General features: G+C 68.2%; 5 protein-coding genes. All 5 read left to right on the top strand.

The genetic code is table 11. From position 1 onward, the window contains the following. The first annotated feature begins 259 nt into the window (after nt 1-259). Nucleotides 260-868: an MBL fold metallo-hydrolase gene (locus QZ378_RS11880; RefSeq protein ID WP_291258418.1), complete on the top strand. Its 609-nt coding sequence runs from the start codon at nt 260-262 to the stop codon at nt 866-868. A gap of 74 nt (nt 869-942) precedes the next feature. Next, entirely contained in the window at nt 943-2,424 is a 1,482-nt protein-coding gene (gene hemZ, locus QZ378_RS11875; RefSeq protein WP_291258417.1) for a coproporphyrinogen dehydrogenase HemZ, read from the top strand. Nucleotides 2,425-2,436: 12 nt separating this feature from the next. Continuing rightward, nucleotides 2,437-3,381 (top strand): adenylyl-sulfate kinase, encoded by a 945-nt coding sequence (locus QZ378_RS11870; protein ID WP_291258416.1) that lies wholly within the window; start codon nt 2,437-2,439, stop codon nt 3,379-3,381. Between the two features lie 157 nt (nt 3,382-3,538). Then, nucleotides 3,539-4,360 carry an Mrp/NBP35 family ATP-binding protein gene (locus tag QZ378_RS11865; RefSeq protein WP_291258415.1) on the top strand — a complete coding sequence of 274 codons (822 nt, stop codon included), beginning with the start codon at nt 3,539-3,541 and terminating at the stop codon, nt 4,358-4,360. 27 nt (nt 4,361-4,387) lie between these two features. After that, on the top strand, nt 4,388-5,644 hold the full coding sequence (locus QZ378_RS11860) for a competence/damage-inducible protein A (protein WP_291258414.1): 1,257 nt from the start codon (nt 4,388-4,390) through the stop codon (nt 5,642-5,644). Nucleotides 5,645-6,260 lie beyond the last annotated feature (616 nt).

The following is a 6,260-nucleotide window of genomic DNA, read 5'->3' as shown; positions in this document are numbered from 1 at the left end:
ATGCCGCGACGGGAGCAAGGGCCCAGCGGAGGGAATGAGCTTTCGGGCCTGCCCGGAAGCGAACGATCCGTAGCTTGGGCCGACGACGCCGCGCCTTGGGCGGCACGCATCGCGGTTACCCCGCAAACCCTGAAAGCTGCTGCGCTGTACCGGCCTGACCCGCCGGGCCGCCGCCGGTGCGGTGCCCCTGAGAGACCGGGGTGCCTGCGGCGGCTGTGTGAAGCAAAACATCCATCTTTGCGTATTGAGGTGACAGGATATGAACATCAAAACCATGCAGGTGGGCCCGCTGGGCACCAACTGCTACCTGCTGGAGGACGAGCACACCCACGCCGCGGCGGTAATCGACCCCGGCGGAGACGGGGCGCGGATTGAGGCCCAGCTGCGGGCCGACGGGGCGGAGCTGAAGCGGATCCTCCTCACCCACGCCCACTTCGACCACACCGGCGGCGTGGCCGAGCTCCACGCCGCCCACCCCGACGTGCCGGTGTTCCTCCACCCGGCGGACGCCTCCCGCCTGGGCAGCGACGTGTTCCCCCCCATCGGCGCGCCCACCGTGCCCTACGGCGACGGCGACGTGGTGAAGCTGGGGGATCTGGACATCCAGGTGCTCCACACCCCCGGCCACACCCCCGGCGGGGTGTGCCTGCTGGTGGGGGACGCCCTCTTCACCGGCGACACCCTGTTCCAGGGCTCCATGGGCCGCATCGACTTCGAGGGCGGCTCCTACGAGGACATCATGGCCTCCCTGGCCCGGCTGGCCCACCTGCCCGGCGACTTCCGCGTCCTCCCCGGCCACATGGACGCCTCCACCCTGGAGCGGGAGCGCAAGACCAACTACTACATCCGGGAGGCCCTGAGGGGATAAGGGCGGGGGCATACCCGGCGTCTCCCGGCGGGCGGATGATATCCGCCCCTACACTCCCTGAAAGGAAACGCCCAATGAAGCTCTATTATCGCGGACATGACTACAAATACGCGGCGGAACAGATGCTGCTGACCCTTTTCCCCACGGAGCGGCCGGAGTACGCCGACGCGCCCCCCGGGCCGGGGGAGGACGCCTTGGTGCTCTCTTTGAGCCGGGGAGAGACCTGGGCCACCGCCACGGCGGCGCTGACCTGGGGCGGGGCGGAATACCGGGCCGCCCGCCGGTGCCGGGTGTCGGAGCTCACCGACCGGCTGTCCGCCGACCGGGCCCTCCAGCGGATTCTCAAGCTGGCCTTTTACGACGCGGGCACGGCGGCGCTGGGAAAGGAGCCCCCCTGGGGGGCCCTCACCGGCGTGCGGCCGGTGAAGATCCCCGCCAAGGCCATGCTGGCCGGGGCCACCCCCGCCCAGGCGGAAAAAGTCCTGCGGGACACCTACCGGGTGAGCCCCGGCCGGAGGAAGCTGGCCATGGACTGCGCCCAGGCCAGCCTGGCCGCCCAGCGCAGCCTGGGGGAGCAGGAGGTGTCCCTCTATGTGGGCATCCCCTTCTGCCCCACCCGGTGCGCCTACTGCTCCTTCGTCTCCGCCGACGTGGGCCGGGCGCTGAAGCTGATCGACCCCTTCCTGGACGCACTGTCCAGGGAGATCCGGGCCACCGGGGCCATGCTGGCCGACGCCGGTCTGCGGGTGCGCACCGTCTACTTCGGCGGCGGCACCCCCACCACCCTCACCGCCCCCCAGCTGGATCGGCTCATGGGGGAGCTGGCCGAGCACATCGACCTGTCCGCCTGCACCGAGTACACGGTGGAGGCGGGGCGGCCCGACACCATCACGGCGGAAAAGCTGGCGGTGCTGAAGCGCCGGGGCTGTGACCGGGTGTCGGTGAACCCCCAGTCCATGTCCGACGCGGTGCTGGCCGCCATGGGGAGGGCCCACCGGGCCGCCGACATCCTGGGGGCCTTCGCCCTGGTGCGGGAGAGCGGCATCGGGTGCGTCAACATGGATCTCATCGCCGGCCTGCCCGGCGACAGCGCGGACGGCTTCCGGTCCTCCCTGGACCAGGTGCTCTCCCTAGCCCCGGAGAACGTGACGGTGCACACCCTGGCCCTGAAAAAGGGCTCCCGCCTCATGGAGGGCGAAACTCCGCTACCCCCGGGAGAGGACGTGGCCGCCATGCTGGACTACGCCTGGGCCGCCCTGCGGGAGAGCGGCCAGATCCCCTACTACCTCTACCGGCAGAAGTACATGTCCGGTTCCTTTGAGAACGTGGGCTGGTGTCTGCCCGGCACCGAGAGCCTGTACAACATCTGCATGATGGAGGAACTGCACACCATCGTCTCCCTGGGGGGCGGCGGGGTCACCAAGCTGGTGGACCGGCACACCGGATACATCCAGCGGGTGGCCAACGCCAAGTACCCCCAGGAGTACATTCAGAAGATCGACGCCATCTGCGCCGACAAGGCCAGGGTGGCGGAGTTCTGCCGCCAACACGGGTAAAGGAGGGAAACCATGCCCTATCAGCTCAGTGAGATCAACGACAAGATCCGCAAAGACCCGGCCGCCTTCCTGGCCGAGTGCGACGCCCACTACCAGGAGCGCATCCACACGGCGGTGGACACCATCCTGGAGCGGATACGGCTCAGCCCCATCGTGCTGCTGTCCGGCCCCTCCGGCTCCGGCAAGACCACCACGGCCATGAAGCTGGAGCAGGAGCTGGAGCGCCGGGGGGTGAACAGTCACACCATCTCCCTGGACAACTACTTCAAGACCCTCAACCGCAAGACCGCCCCCCGCACCCCCGAGGGGGACATCGACTACGAGTCCCCCCTGCTGCTGGACATGGAGCTGCTGGACGACACCTTCTCCAGGCTGTCCCGGGGGGAGTGGGTGATCGTCCCCCACTTCGAGTTCGCCCGCCAGATGCGCAACGACAGCCGGGGCACCCCCCTCAAGCTGGAGAAGAACGAGATCGCCATCTTCGAGGGCATCCACGCCCTCAACGACGACATCGCCGGCCGCCACCCGGAGGCCACGGGCATGTACATCTCCGCCCGCTCCAACATCCTGGAGGGGGAGGCGCTGCGCTTCAAGGGCACCTGGATGCGCATCACCCGCCGGGCGGTGCGGGACTACAATTTCCGGGGCACAGACCTGCTGGAGACCCTGCTCATGTGGTATAATGTCCGCCGGGGGGAGAAAACCTACATCTCCCCCTTCAAAAGCCGGGCCCACGTGATCATCGACTCCTCCCTGCGGTATGAGGTGCCCGTGTTCGCCCACTACGCCGGCGCCCTCCGGGCCGCCGTGGAGCAGGTGCCGGAGGACAACCCCCGCTGCCGGGAGTTCCACGACCTGGTGGACGCCTTCCGGTACTTCGAGCCGGTGGATCCCGCCCTGGTGGCCCCCGACTCCCTGATCCGGGAGTTTATCGGCGGGGGGAGCTACCATTATTGACCGGCGGGGCGACACATAGGTCGCCCCCTACATCGTGTACTCGTAGGGGCGCACCTGCGTGTGCGCCCGTCAGGCATCCGCGGGCCCGAACCCGGCGGCCGCCCGGCCGTCCCACCCAAAACTCTGTTAATCACATAGGAAAGAAGGAACGATTATCATGTCCGAATGTACCCACAACTGCTCCTCCTGCGGCGAGAGCTGCTCGGAGCGCACCACGCCCCAGGATTTCCGCGCGCCGGCCAACGGCCTGTCCCACATCGGGAAGGTGATCGCCGTGGTCAGCGGCAAGGGAGGCGTGGGCAAGAGCACCGTGACCTCCTCCCTGGCCGTGGCCATGCGCCGGCTGGGCAAGAAGGTGGGCGTGCTGGACGCCGACATCACCGGCCCCTCCATCCCCACCGCCTTCGGCGTCCACACCAAGGCCGAGGGCAGCGAGCTGGGCATCTACCCGGTGGAGACCAAGACCGGCATTGAGATCATGAGCCTCAACCTGCTCATGGAGAACGAGACCGACCCGGTGGTGTGGCGGGGCCCCGTCATCGCCGGGGCGGTGAAGCAGTTCTGGACTGACGTGATCTGGGGCGACGTGGACTACCTGTTCGTGGATATGCCGCCGGGAACCGGCGACGTGCCCCTCACCGTGTTCCAGTCCCTGCCGGTGGACGGCATCATCGTGGTCACCTCCCCCCAGGAGCTGGTGAGCATGATCGTCACCAAGGCGGTGAAGATGGCCGAGATGATGCACATCCCGGTGCTGGGCCTGGTGGAGAACTACAGCTACTATGAGTGCCCCGACTGCGGCAGGCGCCACGCCGTCTTCGGCGAGAGCCACATCGACCAGACCGCCGCCCAGCACGGCCTCAAGGTGCTGGCCCGCCTGCCCATCGACCCGGCGGCGGCCGCCGCCTGCGACGCGGGCACCATCGAGGATTTCCAGCCCAACTACCTCGCCGATGTGGCAAAGGCCCTGGCGGAGTAACCCCAATCAGCAAAGGAAGTGCATCCCATGTCCCATACCGCCGAGCTCATCGCCGTGGGCACCGAGCTGCTGCTTGGAAATATTGCCAACACCGACGCCCAGATGCTCTCCCAGGGCCTGTCCGCCCTGGGCATCAACGTCTACTACCACACGGTGGTGGGCGACAACCCCCAGCGGCTCCGCGCCGCCGTGGAGCTGGCCCGCACCCGGGCGGACATTATCATCACCACCGGCGGCCTGGGCCCAACCTGCGACGATCTCACCAAGAACGTGCTGGCGGAGTGCTTCGGCAAACCGCTGGTGTTCCATGAGCCCTCCGCCCGCCGCATCGAGGCCTACTTCCAGCGGCTTCACGCCGGCCGGCCCATGACGGAGAACAACTACCAGCAGGCCATGCTCCCCGAGGGGTGCACGGTGCTGGACAACGACTGGGGCACCGCCCCCGGCGTGGCCTTTGAGGCCGGCGGCGTCCGGGTGATCATGCTCCCCGGCCCGCCCCGGGAGTGTAAGGCCATGTTCACCCACCGGGTGGTGCCCTACCTGAAAAGCCTGGCCGACGGGGTGATCGTCTCCCGCACCCTGAAGCTCTTCGGCATCGGTGAGTCCTCCATGGAGGCCCAGCTGCGGGACGAGATGAACGCCATGACCAACCCCACCCTGGCCCCCTACGCCAAGGAGGGGGAGTGCGAGCTGCGCATCACCGCCAGGGCGGAGGATGAACAGGCCGCCCACGCCCTCATCGACCCGGTGGAGGCGCGGCTGCGGGCCAAATTCGGCCCCCTGATCTACGGCGCCGACGTGCCCTCCCTGGAGGCGGCGGTGTTCCGGCTTTTGCAGGAGAAGGGCCTCACCTTCGGCTGCGCCGAGAGCTGCACCGGCGGCCTCATCGCCAAGCGCATGACCGACCTGTCCGGGGTGTCCGCCGTGTTCCGGGGGGGCGTGGTGAGTTACGCCACCCAGGTGAAGCACACCGTCCTGGGGGTGGAGCAGGCCCTCCTGGAGCAGTACGGCGCGGTCAGCGAGCCCGTGGCCCGGGCCATGGCCGAGGGGGCCCGGCGGGTGCTGGGCTGCGACATCGCGGTGGCCTCCACCGGCGTGGCCGGCCCCGACCCCGACGAGCGGGGCAACCCGGTGGGGCTGGTCTACCTGGCCCTGGCCGCCCCCGATGGCACCTGGGTGCGCAAAATCCAGCAGGGCATGGGCCGGGAGCGGGTGCGCCACGTGGCCGCCTCCCACGCCTTCGACCTGGCAAGGCGGTACCTGAGCGGCCTGGAGATGAAGTAAACAGAAAACAGCGGGTATTCTGCGAAATGCAGAATACCCGCTGTTTTTATTTTGCCCGAACCAGGCAGCGGAAATCACCCAGCCCTGTAGGGGCGGATATCATCCGCCCGTCTGCCCCCGCAACCGCTGGCCCGTGGGGCGCGACGACTCGGCGCGCCGTCCGTAGGGGCGACCTGTGGTCGCCCGTCTGGTAAAAGCCCGGCTGGCGCGGAAATTGCCATGCACTGTAGGGCGGGGGCTTGCCCCCGCAGTTATTTGCCGGGGTACCCCGGGGGGCGCGCCGCTTTTTTGAAGGTGGCTTCGCTGGATTTTTATCGGAAGCGCCCCCGGCGCCTCCGACGCGGCGGGCGCCCCCATTTCTTCCCGAAGAAATGGGGGGAAAGAAGGGCCGGGGGGCTTTCCGCCTTTTCAAAAAGGAGGCTTCGCATGGATTTTCATCGAAGGCGCCCCCGGCGCCTTCGACCCCGGCCCCCCCAGTACGAGGGCTTATGGCGGCGGTGGGCTGTACGTACAGGGCAGAGACCAAGCGTGCATTGCCGCCCGCTTCGTCGGCACAAGTTGCGGATCGCTCGCTTCGCCGCAAGCGGCAAAGCTCGTTCCCTCCACTGTGCCTCCT

The sequence above is a fragment of the Flavonifractor sp. genome, assembly GCF_019422385.1.
In the GTDB taxonomy this organism is placed as follows: Bacteria; Bacillota; Clostridia; order Oscillospirales; family Oscillospiraceae; genus Flavonifractor; species Flavonifractor avistercoris.
This window is presented reverse-complemented; position numbering and strand designations above follow the sequence as displayed.

What these genes read in the sequence shown, in the direction of transcription:
- QZ378_RS11880 (WP_291258418.1), top strand. Translation starts at nt 260, where the DNA reads ATGAACATCAAAACCATGCAGGTGGGCCCGCTGGGCACCAACTGCTAC.
- hemZ (WP_291258417.1), top strand. Translation starts at nt 943, where the DNA reads ATGAAGCTCTATTATCGCGGACATGACTACAAATACGCGGCGGAACAG.
- QZ378_RS11870 (WP_291258416.1), top strand. Translation starts at nt 2,437, where the DNA reads ATGCCCTATCAGCTCAGTGAGATCAACGACAAGATCCGCAAAGACCCG.
- QZ378_RS11865 (WP_291258415.1), top strand. Translation starts at nt 3,539, where the DNA reads ATGTCCGAATGTACCCACAACTGCTCCTCCTGCGGCGAGAGCTGCTCG.
- QZ378_RS11860 (WP_291258414.1), top strand. Translation starts at nt 4,388, where the DNA reads ATGTCCCATACCGCCGAGCTCATCGCCGTGGGCACCGAGCTGCTGCTT.